Source organism: Leeuwenhoekiella marinoflava DSM 3653, from assembly GCF_900129005.1.
Classification (GTDB): Bacteria; Bacteroidota; Bacteroidia; order Flavobacteriales; family Flavobacteriaceae; genus Leeuwenhoekiella; species Leeuwenhoekiella marinoflava.
The window spans coordinates 48,954-65,568 of sequence record NZ_FQUN01000027.1; the positions used below are offsets into that span (position 1 = coordinate 48,954).

Genomic DNA, 16,615 nt, shown 5'->3' on the forward strand with positions numbered 1-16,615 from the left:
AAAAATATACATTTATGAGTCAGGATATATACCCTAAACTTAAAGAGATAATCAAACCGTATTTACCCGAAGATGTTAATCCTGATGCGATTTCACCAGAAAGTCATTTGGTAACCGATCTCAATATAAATTCTACTCATCTTGTAGATATTGTACTCGATGTTGAAGATGCATTTGATATTACTATTGAGGATGATGAACTCGATAAAATGGAGACGGTAAATGCTTCTATCTCTTTAATTGAGCAAAAGTTAGCAATGCGTTAAAATCATATTTTTGTTGCGTTAAGGGTAGTTAAAACCAAGCTTTAAAATTGATTATTCTGCTATATTTCTTATAAAAATAATTATGCAAGAAATCACAAAGATTACTCCCACAGATTATGATGTTATGGAAACAATCAAAACACGCTGGAGTCCGCGTGCTTTTGATGACGTGCCTGTTTCTGAATCAGAGGTTAAACAACTTTTAGAAGCCGGCAGATGGGCATCTAGTTCCTATAACCAGCAACCTTGGCGTATTATTTATGGTATAAAAGGAGATGCGGTTTACGATCGAATTCTAGAATGTTTAATACCGTTTAATCAAGATTGGGCAAAAAATGCTCAGGCGTTACTGGTCACTGCTTACAAAAAGACAAATTTTGATGGAGACGCATATTTTCATGCACTACATGATCTTGGTCTTTTTATGGGAAACTTTGTGATTCAAGCCAATCATAACGGTATTGCCGTGCATCAAATGGGAGGTATAGATCAAGAAAAAGCACACAAAGAGTTTGGTTTTACTTCAGATTTTGGTATTGCTACTGCAGTTGCCATCGGTCGTTACGGTGGAGATCCAGATCAATTATCTGAGGATTTAAAAGAACAAGAACTTGAAAAAATGCGTGAACGTAAAAAACTTGAAGAGTTTGCTTTTAACGGAAATTTTCAATCTAAATAAATTACCTGATGTTGCGTATTTTGTGTATTTCGGTTTTTATTTTAGTAGGTGTAGCGGCTCAGGCTCAAATTCAATATGTAAAGCAGAAACCTGCACGTATTGAGAAAATAGCAGATTCTCTTACCCAAATTTATTCTGCTAAACTGGGAATGACTTCTAAACAGAATCTTTTATTTAAGACCAATGTTTCAGATTATTTAGTGATGCGTGAAGAAGTAAAGGAAGAATACACCGGCAAGAAAAAACTGGATAAACTTTATAAAGTGAGTCTTGAGGAAAGTGGTGCTATGAGTGAAGTATTAACCGAGTACCAATTTGAGTTGTATGAGAAAATTAAACCCTCAATACAACCGATTGCTGTAGTAAAGAATGATTGAATTCAATTTCAATTCAATTCATAAAAAAAGCGGATAAAATAAAATTATCCGCTTTTTTTGTACTCTAGATGCTACTAATTGTGATCGCCTTCATCAGGCTTATCAATAAAGTGTTCTTTTTTTGTAGTACTACTAATCGTAGGATCTTCGTGCATCATTTTTTTATCTAAACCGGCACTGTCTACACCCAAAAATTCTTGAGCCTGAGTAGGGTTTGTAACCTGTTTTACATCGTCTTGATGTATAATAATAGGATGTGCCAAAAGTTCCGGACGATTTTTGATGATGTTTATATAATCATTCTCATCATAATCAGCCGTCTTCAGTTCGTCATCGTCACTAACATCTTCAAAACTAAAAAGCTCTTTAAGCGGCTTATTCAGTTCCTCTGCCAATTCTGCCCATTGTGTTCCTGTAAGGGGAGTTTTGGCAATATCTATTGTTTGCAGCTCTTTATCTTTTACTGCGGAAATATGCCCGTATGTGCGCTCACCCGTACGTGTTGTGCTGCTGTAAATGAGCGTTATTTGATTTTCGTCTCTTGCTATACTTTTCATACCTAAATTTTAGTGAGACTTCATTTTAGCCTTTCGTTTTTGCAACTGAATGTTGAGTTCCCGGGTAACTTCTTTAACCGACTCGTGAAAATTCTTAGAACTGTGATCAGCAAATAATCTCGGTCCGGGTGCACTCAGTCTGATTCCGGCAATTTTACCGGTTTCGTCACTAGATGTATTTTCAGTTTTAAAGAAAATATCTGCGCGCACAATAAAGTCGTATTTGCTAGCCAGTTTATCCAATTGCTCTTTTGTAAATTCCTCTAATGCAGCACTTGCAGCCACATCGTGATATTCAAAGTTATAGTTCATAAAAGTTTCTTTTTGTAATGTATCCTTAAAGTTAACTAAAGCCAGATGCCTTTCAATACATTTTAGGCTTTCTTTGACACCTTTGCGTTAAGGAAGCTTAAATTTTAAGGCAGTTCTTCTGCTTTGCCTGTTTCTGCTTCGGGTTCCTGACCCCCTTTGATATATATTGAAGCCAGAATACCACCTGCTAACGACAAAACAATTACGGAAAGCGAAAGCCATTCGGGTATTTCTATCATATGCGAGAATATCATTTTTAAGCCTACAAAGGCGAGAATAACAACCAGACTGTAATGGATGTATTTGAATTTCTGAAGCATTCTGGATATTAGGAAATACATAGATCTCAATCCTAGAATGGCGAGTATGTTAGAGGTGAATACTAAAAACGGATCAGCTGTAATCGCCAGAATAGCCGGGATGCTGTCTAAAGCAAATAAAATATCTGTAAGTTCTATAACAATAAGCGCTAAAAAAAGGGGAGTGGCTGCTTTTTTACCTTGGTCTAGAATAAAGAAATCGTGGCCTTCCATTCTGGGCGTTACGGGAAAAAGTTTTTTTACAGCTTTATAAACCGTGGATTCCTGAGGATCGTAATCGCTGTCATCAGATTTGAGCATGCGGTAAGCGGTAAACAGTAAAAAAGCACCAAACACATAAATAATCCATTCAAATTTATTGATGAGTGCAACTCCAAAAACGATCATCAAGGCTCTAAAAATAATAGCCCCCAGAATTCCCCAGAACAACACGCGATGCTGATATTTAGGTGGAATTTTGAAAGAGGAAAAAATTACCGCAATTACAAAAACATTATCTATACTTAGGGATAATTCTATAAGATAGCCGGTGATGTATTTTAAAACAGCTGTGTCTGGGTTGATGCCGGTAGGATTTTCAACCAGGCCATCATTAAAGAGCCAGTAAATTACTCCACTAAAAGCCATGGCAATACTAAACCAAACCGCCGTCCAAATTCCGGCTTCTTTAGTTCTTATAACGTGATCGTGTTTGTTAAAAACACCGAGATCAAGTGCAAGACAGATTAATATAAAAGCAATAAAAAATCCCCAGACAAGCATAAAACAAGTAGTTAATTAAGGCATTGTATATATAACACCTTTAGATTCATTTTGATAAATTAAAGCAATTTTAATGAAACAAGCTCTAAAAATTATCTTTTTAAATCAGGTGTTGAAATCATCATATACCTACACAAAGTTACTATAGTTTATAGGTGTTCAAGAGGTTTAGGTTCTAAATTGCTGTTAAATAATTGTAGGTGTATGCGGTTCTGGATAACTTAAAGAAAATCCAAAAAAAAATCTAATGAAAGCTTTAAATGTCACACAAAAACTCATTCAAGATCACCTTATCGAAGGAAAACTAATTCCGGGAGAAGAAATAGGTCTTAAGATCGATCAAGCTTTATTACAGGATGCTACAGGAACACTGGTTCAGCTTGAACTGGAAGCTATGAATTTAGATAAAGCCAAGACTGAAGTAGCGGTGCAATATGTTGATCACAACCTGCTGCAAACCGATTTTAAAAATGCTGATGATCACGCTTTTTTGCAAAGCGCCGCACAGAAATTCGGATTGTGGTTCAGCAGACCCGGCAATGGGGTGAGCCATCCCGTACATATGGAACGTTTTGGGAAACCCGGAAAAACTTTAGTGGGGAGTGACAGTCACAGTTGTGCTGCCGGCTCTTTGGGTATGCTCGCTATAGGTACGGGCGGACTCGATGTCGCAGCTGCGATTGCGGGTCAACCGTATTTTGTAAAAATGCCTTTGGTTATGGGGGTTAAACTCACCGGTAAATTACCCGATTGGGTAAGTGCAAAAGATGTAATTCTCGAAATGCTGAGACGTCATGATGTGAAAGGGGGCGTGGGTAAAATTATAGAATATTACGGAGAAGGGTTGAGCTGTTTGAGTGCAATGGATCGTCATGTAATTGCCAATATGGGAGCAGAACTGGGCGCTACCACAACAGTTTTTCCCAGTGATCAGGAAACCAAACGTTTTTTAAAGACACAAGGACGAGAAGCGGACTGGATTGAATTAGTGGCTGATGCTGATTGTGAGTACGATTTACACGAACATATTGAACTGGATAAACTGGTGCCGTTAATCGCGTTGCCTACAAGTCCGGGCAATGTAGTCCCTGTTAGCGAAGTTGCCGGAAAACCGATTTCTCAAGTCGTCATTGGTTCTTCTGCTAATCCCGGATTACGCGATTTCTGGATTGCGGGAGCTCTTGTAAAAGGAAAGTCCGTAAATCCGGATGTTTCTTTTGATGTAAACCCAACCAGCCGTCAGATCATTCAGAATATGATAGATACTAAAGCCTTTGCCAATCTGATTACAGCAGGAGCCCGTTTTCACCAGAGTGGGTGTATGGGCTGTATAGGTATGGGGCAAGCTCCTGCCAGCGGTACCATTAGCCTGCGTACCATGCCTCGTAATTTTCCGGATCGTTCCGGTACTAAAGACGATCAGGTGCATTTATGCAGTCCGGAAACTGCAGCAGCTTCAGCTTTAACCGGAAAAATAACAGATCCCAGAGATTTAGAAAACCTATACGATATGCGTTATCCGCAATTTGAAGATCCGGAGATGCATATTATTAATGAAGATATGCTGGTTGCTCCCGTTGCAGATGGTAGTCAGGTAGAACTTAAAAAAGGGTCTAATATCAAGTCTTTACCGTATATAGAGGCTTTAAAAGATACTTATGAAGTTCCTGTACTTTTAAAAATGCAAGACAATATTTCTACAGACGAAATTCTAAAAGCAGGAGCAGAGGTATTACCCTTCCGCTCTAATTTGCCCGAAATCAGTAAATACAGTTATACCGTGATTGACGATACTTTTTACGATCGTGCTATGGAAACCAAAGCCAAAACCGGCGGACATATTGTGGTTGCCGGAGCAAATTATGCACAGGGAAGTAGTAGAGAGCATGCGGCTTTAGCTCCTAAATATTTAGGTCAAGTTGCGGTGATCGCAAAAAGTTATGCCCGTATCGCTTGGCAAAACCTGGTGAATTTTGGAATTCTTCCTTTAGAGTTTGAAAATCCTGATGACCTAGAAAAAATAGAACAGGGAGATATGGTAGTGTTTAAAGATTTACGCCAATTCATCAAGGACAAGAAGACTATAGAAGTTCGTATCAAAAAGAAAACCGGTGAACTTTCGATACCTACAAAACATTCTTTAAGTGAGCGCCAAATTAGAGTATTGCTTATAGGAGGTATCATCAACGACTTTAAAGAAAAGCTTTCCGCTTAAAATATTTAAGAATGATGAGTTAACAGGGATACCATTTCGAGATTCTTAAGGCGATAAAGATGCTCTAAACAACACTTGGATTATCTTATAAATGCGTTAATGCCTTGTCGTTATTAGTTGATCCATGCTACATTTGGTATCCGTTTAAAACATGTACTGCGTAATCAACCCCGTGCAGTATGGAACTAAAACTATGAGCGAAGAAGAAGTTAAACAGCAACATATAGATCAGGAATTGGAGAAATCTGAAATTTCTGAAGAATCACAGGCTAAAAGTCACGGCGAGATTTTAAAAGAGCAAATCTGTGAAGGAAAAAAAATCTATACCCTAAGCACCAGCAGTGTTTTGATGAGTTCGCTTACTGCTGGTTTAGAGTTGGGTTTCAGTTATATGATGCTGTGTAGTGTGTTTTATTTTTTCTCAGATTCCTTACCCGAAGCAAGTCTGTTCAAGATAATCGCATTGGTTTATCCATTAGGGTTTATTCTTGTTGTTCTGGGGCAATCTATTTTATTTACGGAGCAAACCTCCTTACTCACGTTACCTGTTTTAAACCAAAAACAAAGTTTACTGAGTTTATTACGAATCTGGGGTCTGGTGGTACTGGGAAATTTAATAGGAGGGTGGATGATCGCACTTGTTATGCTATGGCTGGGACCCAAGCTTCATATTTTTGATACAGAAACGATTGTAACTATAGGAACTCATGTGGCAGATTATTCGTTACCTGTTATTTTAGTTAGTGCAATCTTAGCAGGTTGGATGATGGGCTTGTTATCGTGGTTGGTAACCTCTTCAAAAGATACCGTAAGCCGTATCATCATTATATTTTTAATTACCGCAACCATGGCATTTGCCGGTTTGCATCACAGTATTATAGGTAATATTGAAGTATTTAGCGCCTATCTTTTAGGTCCGGAACTTACTTTAGGCAGATACATCTGGGTACAATCAACAGCCTTGATAGGTAATGCTATAGGTGGAGCCTTTTTTGTTGCATTGCTGAAATACAGAGCTTTTGTAAACAATGTGAATTAAAAGTCTTAAATTAAGGTAGTTGTCGTTAATTAAATAAACAGTTGTTATGAAACTAGGAGTCGGATTATTAATGGTACTGATTTTGGTCTCTTGTGGAAGCTCTAAAAACAGGGATGCCACTACCAATGAAAGCCTGAATGAATGGATAGCCAATAAGTCTTTTGAAATCGAATCTGATTTTGCCATGCCAATGAATACGATGGCGGTAAGTGCCGTGCTCAACAGTAACATTTTGGGTCCCGGAAACAATTCAGGACAAATAAGTCTTATTGGTAATGCAAACTATCTGCGGGTTAAAGGGGATAGCATTTATGCAGAATTACCATTTTTTGGAGAACGCAGAATGGGAGGCGGTTACAACAGTAGAGATACCGGGATTCATGTGAAAGATCTTGCCAAAAATTATAAGGTAACTACAAAACGCGGCATGTATGTAATTACCTTTTCAGCGAAAGACAAACAAGGTAATGAAGCTTATGATTTTATCATCAATTTAAGTCCGAATCTAAATGTTGATTTTTCGGTAAACAGCACCCAACGTACCGTAATTCAGTTTCGCGGTACTGTAGCTGAACTTCAAGCAAAAGAGGAAGATTCAGAATAATCAGATAATTAAGTTTTTATACTTAAGGTTTTTTGGTCACAAAGGGAACCAATAAAGAAGCCATAGCGCCAACAACAATACCGCCAATAACACCAAGTTTTAGAGAATTTACGAGTTTGTGAGAATCCAAATAGTAAAAACCGAATACGAAGATTAGGACAGCTATAAATGTAATTAGGAAGATTTTGATACGTGAGCTCATAATACTAATATTTGATTTTATTGTAAATTACAAAAGCTCCATCAGCTATTCTTAGAATTCATTAGGTATCAATTAATTTTAAGAATAAAATAGGATAAGCCATAGCTCAACGTTAAAAACAATTAATAAATAGCAGGGTATGGCAATTAGTAGTATATAAAAGAAAACATGTTTTAAATAATTCTATTTTACATAATGTAAATTATAGTTCAATTATACTATAGTAAATTAAATTGCTTGCATTAATACAGATATGGCAACCGCTTGAGCTGTTACATATCGTTCGTAATAACGACACTTGATAAAACCTAAGTATTACTGAGCTTATCGAAGTCCGACTTAATCTAGCGTAAACTCGTATATCACTAAAGAATAATAAATTCGTCTATTCTGTACAATGATTCAGAAATTTTTAAATACACGATTCTCAGGGAATGGCTTTTTACGTTTTTTTGTCATCCTGAATTCATTTCAGGATCGCATCCAATTTTCCTTATGAGTATGTCACACTGTGCTTGTTGAAGTGTAGTTAAGATGCAGTCGCGATTCAAGCACAGTAAGAATATCCCCATGACTTTTCGAAATCTATTAAAGTTATTTCGAGCGTAGTCGAGAAATCACATAATAACTAAAAAAATTCCTTCGGAATGACTGGCACTATTTCTTCACCTTATTAAAACTAAAAAAATAGTTTAATATTTTGTTGCTTTATTGGGCTCGAATTTTTAAACAGACTTCCTTTGAAATCTAATTTAAGTAGCTTAACAATTCCATATTGATTCGTTACCTAGATCTCGGCTAAAAGTTCTTGAGCCGCTACCCCTACTCCATTAGGATCTAAAGCGACGGCCTTGTTAAGGACCTCTTTTGCTTTCTGGGTATTTCCGATGGCGATATAGGATTCCCCCAGGTGTTTGTACGCATTTGCGGAATCTGGAAATAGGTTTAAAACCGTAGCAAATACCTGTATCGCGGCTTGTAATTGCGGTCCGCGCCCACTTTGCAGCAAGAGGTTTCCCTGTTTGATGAGTTCGTTCTCAAAATCACAAAAGGCATACAACGGATCCTGAATCATTTTAGGGAGTTCTTCCGCCAGTTTATGGGTTTGCCCTGAGAAATACAGTTCTTTTACGTAATCCATCGGCCTGGGTTTAAAATCGGGTTCATCAAAGGCTAATGCGGCTTCTAATACCGGATCCTGATTGGTACGGTACTCCTCAAAAGTCATCGCAACCGGAAGACTCGGATTCATCCATTCAGCATTTTCCAGAGCGGGTTTGTCCTGCCACCATAAATAGGATACTGCGATCTCGATACCGCTATTGGGCAGGGTTACCGGACGGTTATCGCCCCAGAAATTGAGGTTTTCTGCGGTGGGCTCTCCCACAAAAATAACATTGGTATAGTTGTCGAGTTCGTTTACCAGATTCTGACAGGCGGAAAAGGTTCGTTTTCCGATGATTACAAACAGCTTTCCTAGCTGATTGATCTGTTCCGTTTGAAGGAGTTCTTTGATGATGTCTTTATTCAGGTAGTTGTTACCACCACCGTTTAACCGCAAATCAATGATCAGTTTTTGGGCATTCTTTGCTACCACTTCCTCTAAAACACGTGCGTAAAAATCCTTAGTAGATTCTTCCGGTTCATCCTGAATTCTGCTGTGCCTTACGTATACCGCCTGCTCCCCGGCTAAAAATTCTACAACATACACCTTATCCAGCTGCTGTAAATACAAGGGGGTGGTATTCTGATCTCTTGCCGATAGCCAGTTTTCATCCGGAGTTACAAAACCATGATCTGTGGGTACGCCTGCTCCTTTTGGCAATGCCGTAAAGGTTTGGTTGAAGACCTTACCGTTTTTCTCCAGCTTGAGGGTTATTTCTTGCTGCAGGTTTTGAGTTAGGTGTTGCGCGTGTACGATTTCCGGATAGCGCAGGTTGTTGATGCCATAGGCTTTAAAATACTGTGCGTTCTCCGCCGGGACTGTGGGTTCAATGGCTTGTAGGGCTTCTGCAATGGGGGTGCCTGCTACGGCCAGTACCTTCGCTCCTACTGCTTCCGGATAGTCTTTGTGGGTACCTTCCATATAAATACCATCCTTAAATGCATATAAGTTGAATGGAAATTGAGCAAATACGACCGGTTTTTGCCAAAAACTCAGGTGTGTATGTCCGTATTTGAATGAGGCAACCAATCGGGAAATCCCCACGATGATTTCGTGTTCCTGCAAATTCGGGATGTCGTCGTAGAGCGTTTGTACTTCTTTGTCAAAGGCTTCCGGAGTGGTTTTTACAAATAGAAAGGGATAGTCCTCGTGAAGGGTATTTTGAAAAAACCGAAGGTCTTCCTGCCATTGTGTTTCACTTAACTTTTCTTGAGCAGACAACTGAAGGGCCAGGAATAGATTGAGTATAAAGAGTATTAATTTAACCATCGTTATTTTGATTGATGAATGCGTAATAAATTGCCAAGGGGCACCCCTAAAAGGTATTAAAACAAAACAGCTTTTGACTTCTAAGCAAGCCTGATAACATTTAAATGTCGATTATCGAGTAAAGATATGGTTATCAAAAGGGTATTGTGCTACCCTTGCGAGTAGTTTTGAAGAATCACCGGTTGCACAAGAAGCATTTAGACCGTTAAAACTACCCTCAGGAGTAGTTTGTAGAAAACTTATATTTGTTAGTATGGCAGACCTTAATTCTTTTTTCTCGCTTAAAAACAGCATCAAAACGCTAACAGATACCGATAAACGGCAAACCGCAAATTATCTTGAAGTTGTAGAGGCGTTTACCAGAACGACCTATCAAAGTGTTTATGTAATTGATTATGAGCAAAAAGGATTTGAATATGCATCGGATAATCCGTTGTTTTTATGCGGAAATACAGCTGCGGAAGTGCAAGAAATGGGTTATGCCTTTTATTTTAAGTACGTGCCGCAAGCCGATTTAGAACTTCTGCTGAAAATTAATACCATCGGGTTTGATTTTTATGAAACCAAACCTCTTGAAGAACGGAAGGAATATAGCATTTCTTATGATTTTCATTTAAAAACGGAAGCCGGTAAAACGCTGCTGATCAACCAAAGCCTGACGCCGCTTTTTTTAACCGAAAGCGGAAAAATCTGGAAGGCCATTTGTTTTGTATCCCTGTCAACCCAACAGCAGTCGGGTAATATCACGATTACCCAAAAAGGCAGTACTGAAAAGCGCATCTATGATTTAGCAACGGATTGCTGGAAAACGGTAGAAAAAATTGAACTTACCAAACGGGAACAGGAAATCCTGCACTATGCGATGAGAGGTTATGCCATTACTGAAATTGCAGAACTGCTTTATATTTCATCCAATACGGTGAAATTTCATCGTAAAAAATTGTTTGAAAAGTTGGGCGTTTCGACGATTTATGAAGCGATCTCGTATGCTACGGTGAATAAGTTGATGTGAGTTTGGAGCTGATTTCAAGTTTATTTGAATGTGCCTATATCTATAGCATGTTCTGTTCATTTTCTTTACTCAAACTTCTCAAAAGTTAGTTTAAGTAATGCTTTACTTGGAGCTGTGCATTTGGCTTCCTGCGGTCGTTGGATGCAGAAAAGAAAAGACCCTTTTTAATCTGTAGTTTTTATTGATTTTAATTGGTCAGCTTGAATGTGCCTATACCTATAGCGTGTTCTGTTCATTTTCTTTACTCGTGGCATTTTAATTTTCTCGGGAACTCGTGAATCTCCTGTCGTCGATTTAGCTCGCTGTTGTTCATTGGTTTTTGAGCTCGTGAACCTCCAGTCGGTTTGCTTCAGACCTCTACGAGTTAGGGAAATCACTGTTCTCTTTGAGCAGTGCATTTGGCTTCCTGCAGTCGTCGGATGCAGAAAAGAAAAGACACCCTCGCTTAGGAATTTTTCGCCTTATGGGCGAAAACCAGCTTGTCAGCTCCGCGTCGCTATTGCTCCTGAATCTCGGAGCTATCTGCAGCTATTCTGAACCGAGGGATTGTAATTCGTTTAACCCTTCGGGTATGAATAATTGTAGATAACAATTTTAAAATCTTAAGATCAAGCTCTCTTCTCCGGCGGGAGAAGGGTTGGGAATGAGGAGATGTTTTTGAGTTAGGATAAGCTTAGTTTCTACATCATGTTCTGTTCATTTTCTTTACTCGTGGATTTTAATTTTCTCGGAACTCGTGAATCTCCTGACGTCGGTTTAGCTCGTGCCATTTTAATTTCTCGGGAACTCGTGAATTTCCTGACGTCTATAAGGCTAAAGCGTAAAATTTAATCAAAGTTCTGGTATTGATTGTTATCAAATGAAACCTAGCTTTTAAAGTATTTGGTTGGAGTATCTGGGAAGCGGTATGCCGGAGGTATCATGGAGGTATCATGGGCTTTTCATGGGCGTATCCCCGGGTGAAGGTCGGGTGAAGGTCGGGTGAACCTCGGGTGAACTGCGGGTCAACCTGGTTATAGGAAGCGTTGAGATTTTGAGAAAAGGCTTAGTATACGGCGATACATTGCATGGCTCGGCCTGTTTCTAATGCTATAAATTGACCGTTATGCTGTTTACCATACTGGATTCCCAGCCAGAGTATATGGGTTTCTTTTGCTTCATGGGCAGCTGGCGAAGGATTGGATTGTATGGGTTTATGGGTTTTATTTTTGGGAATCGGTATATAGAACTCCAGTGGTTCCGGAATATCGCTTATTGCTATGGGCGGTGTGGTCAGGTGGGTATTTGCGGGTGCAACTCCTGGCTTTACCGGGGTGTATTTTTGAATGCTTGTATCCCAGGTGTATTCCGGAAGGGTGATTTGTAGGGCTATGAGCTTAAATTGATTTGCAAATTTGGGTGTACCCACTAGGTCATGGGGCTGCATCCCTGAAAAATCAATGTATATCCCTTTGGCGGTCCGTTGCAGCCGGGGTGAATACTTCAGTTGTTTGTCAAACTCATATTTATTATGGAGTTCGATGCCGATGAGTGCTTCGGAAAGATTGTGGGCATTGATGCTGCGCTGTCCCGGTATTCCCCTGCCCTTTTTGGCCATTTTTAGGCAACAGCTGGTAAGTCGGTTGTTAAAGCTCGTGTCTTTAAAGGTATTCAGGTACGGCGCGAGTTCGTTTCTGATGGCTTTGGCATAGGCAGAAGCACCCCCGAATTCGTTATTGTTTTGTTTTACCGCTGCAAAGCGGGGATCGTTATGGATTTGTTCTTTAGAAGGCGGTGCCGCTTTGCGGCATATGCGTTCGCCATTTAGGGTGTAATAGGTAATTCCGTCGATAGTACCTTTAAAATCCCCTAATTTAGATACCGGTTTTGCCATAGTCTTCTGTTTTTAAGCCTGTTAAGGTAGTTCATTTTTCAAGCTTTGTCAATATCAAAACGCTGTTTATCAGTGTTTTATACTTATTTTTATGAATATCGTAATGGAAAAGCCTTGTCTTTAAAAAAATATAGTTTAAATAGCTTTTAAAATATTGAAAATTAAATATTTAGTTGTTTGTAAAAGGCGCACGCGATGCAATCGCGCGGGAACGAGGGGTAGAAGGTTCACGAGCTCCTGAGATAATTAGAATGACGCGGCTCAAGAAAATGAATAGAACACCCTATAGAACCTATAACTCCTATTCATATTCCTGTTCTTTTGCCTTGATGCCAAAGAACCAAAAGATCAAGGCTGCAGTATACTTTGGAAACTATCACGGTTCACTCGCTATATTCTGGAAAGGAGGCTTACCCCATAAAATGGTTTGAATACATTTTATAAACTTGTCTGTCCAATACACTTTATTACTTCTACTCCAGAATATAAACGCTCCTTTCACCTATAGTTTTAACCAAAGTCTACTGAGGCCGTTTACAAGTATATTCATGTGTTACGAAAAAGTTTTTTAGACTGGTACTAAATTCAATAGACGCCTTGTAGGACTTATAATATATATGAAGGGTTAAATGAACTGCAAATTCGCTGCGCCTGTGCATTCCTCTCGTTCCACTCGTCGGATGCCATCCTCCACACCCAACGCTGCGGTATTTGCTTGTTTTACTACGGATCTAAAAAGTAGGCCGGTACTGATGTTTGAATAAGCTTAGAATTCTATTTGTATTTCTGTTCTTTTGCCTTGATGCCAAAGAACCAAAATCAAGTATACACTTACTTTGTAAATTCTGTTCATTTTTTCCATCGATGAAAAAACGAACCAAAAAAATCTAGGCTGACAAGACGCTATCTAAATTTATCATTCACTCGCTAAATTTTAGAAACTCGCTTTGCTAATATGTGTAAGAATGTAAATCCGTTGGCTCAGACAGTCTAAAATTTTACGCTCCCTCATTTCAAATTTTACGATACCTTCTTGTAGGCCGATACTGACGTTTTAATAAGCATCTTTTAAAAGCCCTTGAACAGCTATTCTTATTCCATTAGAATCTTTTTCATTAATTCTAATACTCCGTTTTATCTTCCTTTTCCGTCCATTCCTTAAAGGCTTTGATGGCGATTTCGGGAGCCAACTGTTCAAAAGGGATGCTGCGTTGGTTATAGGGAAGTTCTATTTCTTTGTAGATAAAGGCATCGTCAAAACCTATGTTTGCGGCATCGGTTTGGGTACTGCCGTAATAGACTTTATCGGGTCTTGCCCAATAGATCGCGCCCAGACACATGGGGCAGGGTTCGCAGGAGGTATAAATGGTACAGCCTTCCAGTTGAAACGAGTTCAAGTTTTTGCAGGCGTCGCGTATGGCGGTGACTTCAGCGTGTGCGGTGGGATCGTTGGTAGAGGTTACTTTATTGTTGCCTTTGCCTATGATTTTTCCGTCTTTTACAATCACACAGCCAAAGGGTCCGCCTTCGTTGTTTTGCATTCCGCTTAATGCGGCGTTTACCGCTTCCTGCATATACGTTTCGTTATTCATCGTCGTTGTTTTGGTGTAAAGATACAGGTTCCTTTTAGTTTAGAATTGGTAGTCTTTTAAACCCCAAGTATTTTTAAATTTTCTACTTTAAAACGAGGAATTTCTTAGGTTTGAACCCCACTTCCTCTCTCCGGTTTCGCTTAGAAAACAGGCTTCGGGGATATCTTATAAAAAGATTAACTTTTTTAGGCTGTTAAATCGTAGTTCCTAAACTACTTTTACCGGCTTAAATCAATTATCCAGAATCTCATCAGGGAGATAGCAACCTGCATTAACGAGCAAGGTGCTACAATAGATAAGCCAAATACTTGGAAACCTTGTTAACGCATACCTCTTTGTACTTACGGCTGTTTCCTTTTTTGAGCTAAAAAAGAGCTATGGCACAGACCACACAACGTATCCCTAAATTTTCAGCACTACTTCCTTTATTCGTTTTTGTAGCCACCTTTTTAGGGGTGGGGATCTATCAAGATGATTTTTATGTACTGCCGGCACCGGTAGCGGTTATTGTGGGGATTGTAGTCGCGTTTATCATGTTTAGACAGTCGATATCGTCTAAGATCGCTACGCTTTTAAAAGGCTGTGGAGATGATAAAATACTCACGATGTGTTTGATTTATCTGCTTGCAGGGGCTTTTGCCGCCCTTACCGATGCTACCGGCAGTGTGGATGCGATTGTAAACATGGGCTTAGATTATATGGCGATACAGTATATCTATGTGGGTATTTTTGTCATTGCGGGTTTCTTATCGGTTTCCACCGGTACGTCGGTTGGTGCGATTGTAGCCCTGGCTCCTATCGTGGTGGGTTTTGCAGCTAGTAGCAGTGCCGATCTGGCGATTCTATGCGGGGCGCTTTTGGGCGGAAGTATGTTTGGAGATAACTTATCGGTAATCTCCGATACCACTATTGCGGCTACCCAGTCGCTGGGGACCAAAATGAGTGCTAAATTTAGACAGAACATTAAAATCGCGGTGCCTGCAGCTCTGGTTACGATCGCTATTTTAATCGTTGAAGGGGCAGATCTTACCAGCACTGCCCAAGGTACGGAGACCTATAGCTATGAGGTACTTAAAATAAGCCCTTATATTCTGGTGATTGTACTTTCTATACTGGGGCTTAATGTGTTTATCACGCTTTTTCTGGGCGTGCTTGCCGCAGGGATACTGGGTATTGTTTACGGGGACTTTACACTTTTGGAGTCCACCAAAATTGCCTACGAGGGTTTTACCTCGATGACCGAAATCTTTTTGCTGTCGCTGCTAACCGGCGGTCTCGCAGCACTGGTAGCACGTAATGGGGGGATCGACTTTATACTGGTTAACATTAAGAAACTGATTAAAAATAAAAAGACTGCAGAGCTGGGGGTTGCTACTTTAGTGAGTTCGCTCAATATGGCTATTGCAAACAATACGGTATCTATTATCATTGCCGGGCCCATAGCTAAAACCATTAATGATGAATATGCTTTAGATGCAAAAAAGACGGCATCTATTTTAGATATTTTTGCCTGTATCGTACAGGGACTATTGCCGTATGGGGCACAGGTTTTAATGATCCTGAGTTTTTCTAAGGGACGTATCAACTATGTAGATCTGATGACCAACACCTGGTATTTGCTCTTGTTGCTGGTGTGTACGCTGCTCTTTATTGTGCTAATGCCCATGCGCAAAGCGAAATCTCAAGGTGTTTAATAGGGAGACCTGCTTTTATAACGGGAATCCAATTGATTTTACAATTGATCTGTTTCTAATTCATAGGGTCCTTGCGTTCAGAATTTATCTTTTGAAAAGGGTGCAATCTAATAGGGAGTTCATAAAGCAGTCTAAGTCCTACTACTACATTCTAAAATTTAAGACTTTATCGAAACATACTAACTTTCTATTTGTATTTCTGTTCTTTTGCTTTGATTCGACAAAGCACGTCTTTGTGTTGGTTGATTTGGTGCCGGAAACGAAAGATTAAGTGTATGGTTACTTTGTAAATGCTGTTCATTTTTTGCATCGCCCAAAAAACGAACCAAAAAACGCTAGGTTTTGATAAACTTGAACTTCTATTTGTATTTCTGTTCTTTTGCCTTGATGCCAAAGAACCAAAAAATCAAGGCTGAAAAAAATTTATCTAAATTTATCATTCTTTCGCTAAATTTTAGAAACTCGCTTGTAAACGTATTCTAAAGATCAAAATTCGTAGAGCTCAAACAGTCTAAAATTTTACGCTCACTCATTTCAAATTTTACGATAAATTTTTGTAGGCCGGTGCTGACGTTTTAATAAGCATTATAGAAAACATAATGCTATAGAAATCTGAACTTTAATTGTATTCCCTTCCCCTCGGTTCAGAATTCCTAAACGAGGGGCTCTTTTCTTTT

The 16,615-nt window shown here is 39.3% G+C and carries 16 protein-coding genes and 1 riboswitch; of the genes, 9 read left to right on the plus strand and 7 right to left on the minus strand.

Annotation, left to right across the window (positions count from 1 at the left end):
* The first annotated feature begins 14 nt into the window (after positions 1-14).
* From BUB91_RS19460 to BUB91_RS19470, 3 genes are all read left to right on the plus strand, one after another.
* Positions 15-266, plus strand: coding sequence for an acyl carrier protein (locus tag BUB91_RS19460; RefSeq protein WP_073100920.1), 252 nt, complete (start codon positions 15-17; stop codon positions 264-266).
* An 82-nt stretch (positions 267-348) separates the two neighbouring features.
* The gene (locus BUB91_RS19465) at positions 349-945 is read left to right on the plus strand and encodes a nitroreductase family protein (protein ID WP_073100922.1); all 597 of its coding nucleotides are present in this window, start codon (positions 349-351) and stop codon (positions 943-945) included.
* Positions 946-953: 8 nt separating this feature from the next.
* Positions 954-1,322: a hypothetical protein gene (locus BUB91_RS19470; RefSeq protein WP_073100924.1), complete on the plus strand. Its 369-nt coding sequence runs from the start codon at positions 954-956 to the stop codon at positions 1,320-1,322.
* Between the two features lie 74 nt (positions 1,323-1,396).
* Here BUB91_RS19470 and BUB91_RS19475 read toward each other — a convergent pair whose 3' ends face one another.
* The 3 genes from BUB91_RS19475 to BUB91_RS19485 all read right to left on the minus strand — a co-directional run bounded on the left by BUB91_RS19475 (position 1,397) and on the right by BUB91_RS19485 (position 3,273).
* On the minus strand, positions 1,397-1,879 hold the full coding sequence (locus BUB91_RS19475) for an arsenate reductase family protein (protein ID WP_073100926.1): 483 nt from the start codon (positions 1,877-1,879) through the stop codon (positions 1,397-1,399).
* A gap of 9 nt (positions 1,880-1,888) precedes the next feature.
* Complete coding sequence (locus tag BUB91_RS19480) at positions 1,889-2,191, minus strand: HPF/RaiA family ribosome-associated protein (RefSeq protein ID WP_073100928.1); 303 nt, start codon at positions 2,189-2,191, stop codon at positions 1,889-1,891.
* A gap of 104 nt (positions 2,192-2,295) precedes the next feature.
* The gene (locus BUB91_RS19485) at positions 2,296-3,273 is read right to left on the minus strand and encodes a TerC family protein (RefSeq protein WP_073100930.1); all 978 of its coding nucleotides are present in this window, start codon (positions 3,271-3,273) and stop codon (positions 2,296-2,298) included.
* Positions 3,274-3,520: 247 nt separating this feature from the next.
* On the opposite strand from BUB91_RS19485, the gene BUB91_RS19490 reads away from it, so the two are divergent.
* The 3 genes from BUB91_RS19490 (at position 3,521) to BUB91_RS19500 (ending at position 7,131) form a co-directional block, all read left to right on the plus strand.
* Positions 3,521-5,488: an aconitate hydratase gene (locus BUB91_RS19490; protein WP_073100932.1), complete on the plus strand. Its 1,968-nt coding sequence runs from the start codon at positions 3,521-3,523 to the stop codon at positions 5,486-5,488.
* Positions 5,489-5,681: 193 nt separating this feature from the next.
* Entirely contained in the window at positions 5,682-6,527 is an 846-nt protein-coding gene (locus BUB91_RS19495) for a formate/nitrite transporter family protein (RefSeq protein ID WP_073100956.1), read from the plus strand.
* A gap of 46 nt (positions 6,528-6,573) precedes the next feature.
* The gene (locus BUB91_RS19500; RefSeq protein ID WP_073100934.1) at positions 6,574-7,131 is read left to right on the plus strand and encodes a DUF4251 domain-containing protein; all 558 of its coding nucleotides are present in this window, start codon (positions 6,574-6,576) and stop codon (positions 7,129-7,131) included.
* A gap of 22 nt (positions 7,132-7,153) precedes the next feature.
* On the opposite strand, the gene BUB91_RS19505 is transcribed toward BUB91_RS19500, so the two are convergent.
* Together BUB91_RS19505 and BUB91_RS19510 are read right to left on the minus strand one after the other, a co-directional pair.
* Positions 7,154-7,333, minus strand: a complete 180-nt coding sequence (locus tag BUB91_RS19505; protein ID WP_073100936.1) for a hypothetical protein — start codon at positions 7,331-7,333, stop codon at positions 7,154-7,156.
* Positions 7,334-8,120: 787 nt separating this feature from the next.
* Complete coding sequence (locus BUB91_RS19510; protein ID WP_073100938.1) at positions 8,121-9,767, minus strand: tetratricopeptide repeat protein; 1,647 nt, start codon at positions 9,765-9,767, stop codon at positions 8,121-8,123.
* 253 nt (positions 9,768-10,020) lie between these two features.
* Here BUB91_RS19510 and BUB91_RS19515 point away from each other — a divergent pair, with 253 nt between their 5' ends.
* On the plus strand, positions 10,021-10,779 hold the full coding sequence (locus tag BUB91_RS19515; RefSeq protein WP_073100940.1) for a helix-turn-helix domain-containing protein: 759 nt from the start codon (positions 10,021-10,023) through the stop codon (positions 10,777-10,779).
* A 1,045-nt stretch (positions 10,780-11,824) separates the two neighbouring features.
* Here BUB91_RS19515 and BUB91_RS19520 read toward each other — a convergent pair.
* Positions 11,825-12,652: a hypothetical protein gene (locus BUB91_RS19520; RefSeq protein ID WP_073100942.1), complete on the minus strand. Its 828-nt coding sequence runs from the start codon at positions 12,650-12,652 to the stop codon at positions 11,825-11,827.
* Positions 12,653-12,825: 173 nt separating this feature from the next.
* Between BUB91_RS19520 and BUB91_RS19525 the strand changes: the two genes are divergently transcribed.
* Entirely contained in the window at positions 12,826-13,083 is a 258-nt protein-coding gene (locus BUB91_RS19525) for a hypothetical protein (protein ID WP_073100944.1), read from the plus strand.
* 690 nt (positions 13,084-13,773) lie between these two features.
* Here the strand turns inward: BUB91_RS19525 and BUB91_RS19530 are convergent.
* Entirely contained in the window at positions 13,774-14,244 is a 471-nt protein-coding gene (locus BUB91_RS19530) for a nucleoside deaminase (RefSeq protein ID WP_073100946.1), read from the minus strand.
* A gap of 230 nt (positions 14,245-14,474) precedes the next feature.
* Positions 14,475-14,572: riboswitch (SAM-I-IV-variant riboswitch) on the plus strand.
* A 49-nt stretch (positions 14,573-14,621) separates the two neighbouring features.
* Between BUB91_RS19530 and BUB91_RS19535 the strand changes: the two genes are divergently transcribed.
* Positions 14,622-15,938, plus strand: coding sequence for a Na+/H+ antiporter NhaC family protein (locus BUB91_RS19535; RefSeq protein WP_073100948.1), 1,317 nt, complete (start codon positions 14,622-14,624; stop codon positions 15,936-15,938).
* Positions 15,939-16,615 lie beyond the last annotated feature (677 nt).